Annotated in this window: 3 protein-coding genes; 2 read left to right on the forward strand and 1 reads right to left on the reverse strand. The window is 63.2% G+C overall.

What is annotated here, in order from left to right; all coding sequences use genetic code 11:
* Positions 1-466: malate synthase G (locus tag EOL86_13570; protein ID NCD26604.1), on the reverse strand; the 466-nt coding region annotated here is incomplete at its 3' end.
* Positions 467-680: 214 nt separating this feature from the next.
* Between EOL86_13570 and rsfS the strand changes: the two genes are divergently transcribed.
* Together rsfS and EOL86_13580 are read left to right on the forward strand one after the other, a co-directional pair.
* Positions 681-1,043 carry a ribosome silencing factor gene (gene rsfS, locus EOL86_13575; protein NCD26605.1) on the forward strand — a complete coding sequence of 121 codons (363 nt, stop codon included), beginning with the start codon at positions 681-683 and terminating at the stop codon, positions 1,041-1,043.
* On the forward strand, positions 1,040-2,575 hold the full coding sequence (locus tag EOL86_13580; GenBank protein ID NCD26606.1) for a 2,3-bisphosphoglycerate-independent phosphoglycerate mutase: 1,536 nt from the start codon (positions 1,040-1,042) through the stop codon (positions 2,573-2,575). Before rsfS ends, EOL86_13580 begins: the two co-directional genes overlap by 4 nt.

Consider the following 2,575-nt stretch of genomic DNA (forward strand, 5'->3'; position numbering starts at 1 on the left):
CGCGGGTGGCGCCGTTGTCCTCGGGCAGGACGTCGGACCCGTACAGGGCGTCGTAGAGGCTGCCCCAGCGGGCATTGGCCGCGTTCAGGGCGTAGCGGGCATTGGTGGCCGGCACGACCAACTGGGGTCCGGCGATGGTCGCGATTTCCGGATCGACGCCGGACGTGGTGATGGCAAAGGCCGGACCCTGGGGAACGAGATAGCCGATCTGGCGCAAAAAGTCGGCATAGGCGGCGGCATCGTGTTTCCGATCACGCCGCCGCCGGTGCCAGTCGTCGATTTTCTCCTGCATTTCCTGACGCTTGACCAATAGAGCGCGGTTGCGCGGGGCCAACTCGCGGACAAGGGATTCCAGGGCGCTCCAGAATCGTTCCGGGTCAATGCCCGTGCCAGGCGCGGCCTTGGTCTGGATAAAGGCATGGAGTGGCGCGGAAACGTTCAGTCCGCCAACGGATACGTGGGCCATGGCTGCTCCTCGGGTTGTGGTGAGAAATTGGTCCTACCAATATCAGCGGCTGGAAAACGGGTCAATCGCGGGAAGCAAACGTGGGGCGTCGTGTTGCTTCCGTCGGGGTTCGCCGCCCTGCCGAGGGAGTGACCGGGGCGCGCATTGCCCTGTGGGGGGAATTGGCGTAGGCGTTTTCATGAAAATTTGTCATTCAAGGAGAATACATCAATATATGGAACAAAAAGTTGGGCAGATCGCGTTGTGGCTGGCGGACAAGAAGGGGACGGCCATCAAGGCTTTTGATTTGCGCGGCATCTCGCCGCTGACCGAGGCCATGATCATTGTCACGGCCCGGTCGGCCCGGCACGCCCAGGCCTTGGGCGATGAGCTGATGCAGCGTCTGGGCGAGAACGCGTGGGATTACCTGGGCGTGGAGGGCATGCAGAACGGCCAGTGGGTGCTGGTCGATTGCAATGATGTCATCGTGCATATTTTTCAGGAAGAAACGCGGGCCCTCTATAATGTGGAAGGGTTGTACGCCAAGGCGCCGGTCTTTGACCTGCCCGAGGCCGTGACCGCCGGGGAGGAAAAATGAGCAAGCCGTGCGTGCTCTTGATCCTGGATGGCTGGGGCAAGGCCGCGCCCGGTCCGGGCAACGCGGTCAGCCAGGCCGACACGCCGAACATGGATCGCCTTCTGGCCGGGCACCCCACGGCGGAACTCAAGTGCATGGGCCGGGACGTGGGCCTGCCTGACGGTCAGATGGGTAATTCCGAGGTTGGTCATCTGAATCTGGGAGCCGGACGCATCGTCTACCAGGACATCATGCGCATCAACATGGCCATCGAAAACGGTTCCCTGGCCGCCAATCCCGAACTGGCGGCCCTGGCCGATTCGGTCCGCGCGGCCACGGGCCGGGTGCATCTCATGGGGTTGGTTTCCGACGGAGGGGTGCATAGCATGCTGACCCATCTGGAAGCCCTGATCCAGGCCCTGGCAACCCAGGGCGTGGCGGACATCTGCATCCATGCCTTTCTGGATGGCCGGGACACGCCGCCGCGCAGCGGCCAGGGCTATATCCGGGAGCTGGAAGCGTTTTTGGCGCGCGTGGGCGTCGGTCGCATCGCCACGATCACGGGTCGCTACTACGCCATGGACCGGGACCAGCGCTGGGAACGGGTGGAACGGGCCTATAATGCCCTGGTCCTGGGCGAGGGAACCCCGGCGGTGTCGGCGGATCAGGCCGTGGGCGAGGCCTACGAGAATGGTGAAAACGACGAGTTCGTCCAGCCCAGGGTTATTCTGCGCGACGGCGCGCCGTCTGGCTTGGTGCGGGACGGGGATGGCGTGCTCTTTTTCAATTTCCGGGCGGACCGGGCCAGGGAACTGACGCGCGCCTTGACCGATACGGATTTCAGCGGCTTTGCGCGGCGGCGGACGCTTCGGCCCTGCCGCTATGTGACCATGACGTGCTACGAGAAGACTTTCGATCTGCCCGTGCTCTTTCCGCCCGTGCGCATGGACAACATCCTGGGGCAGATCGTGTCCGAGCACGGTTTGCGTCAGTTGCGCACGGCCGAGACCGAGAAATACGCCCATGTCACCTATTTTTTCAACGGCGGGGTGGAAACGCCGTTTCCAGGCGAGGACCGCAAGCTTTTGCCCTCGCCCAAGGACGTGCCCACCTATGACTTCAAGCCTGAGATGAGCGTGTTTCAGGTCGCCCAGACGTTGCTCGACGGAATCGCGTCCGGTCAGTACGATCTTATTGTCTGCAATTTCGCCAATCTGGACATGGTCGGGCACACCGGCGTCATTCCGGCGGCCATCAAGGCCTGCGAGGCCGTGGACCAGTGTTTGGGCCGGGTCATGGACGAGGTGGCCCGGCTGGGCGCGACTCTGTTGGTCACGGCCGATCACGGCAACGCCGAGGACATGCTCGACGAGGCCGGCAACGTGAAGACCTCGCACAGCATCAATCCCGTGTCCTTTGTCTATGTCGGCCCGCGCGTGGTGACGTTGCGTAACGGTCGTCTGGCCGACGTGGCTCCGACCATTCTTGATGTTCTGGGCCTGCCCAAGCCGGCGGAAATGACCGGCCAGACCCTGCTCGTGCCTTCGGCCTAA

Source organism: Deltaproteobacteria bacterium, from assembly GCA_009930495.1.
Taxonomy (GTDB): domain Bacteria; phylum Desulfobacterota; class Desulfovibrionia; order Desulfovibrionales; family Desulfomicrobiaceae; genus Desulfomicrobium.

What these genes read in the sequence shown, in the direction of transcription:
- rsfS (NCD26605.1), top strand. Translation starts at nt 681, where the DNA reads ATGGAACAAAAAGTTGGGCAGATCGCGTTGTGGCTGGCGGACAAGAAG.
- EOL86_13580 (NCD26606.1), top strand. Translation starts at nt 1,040, where the DNA reads ATGAGCAAGCCGTGCGTGCTCTTGATCCTGGATGGCTGGGGCAAGGCC.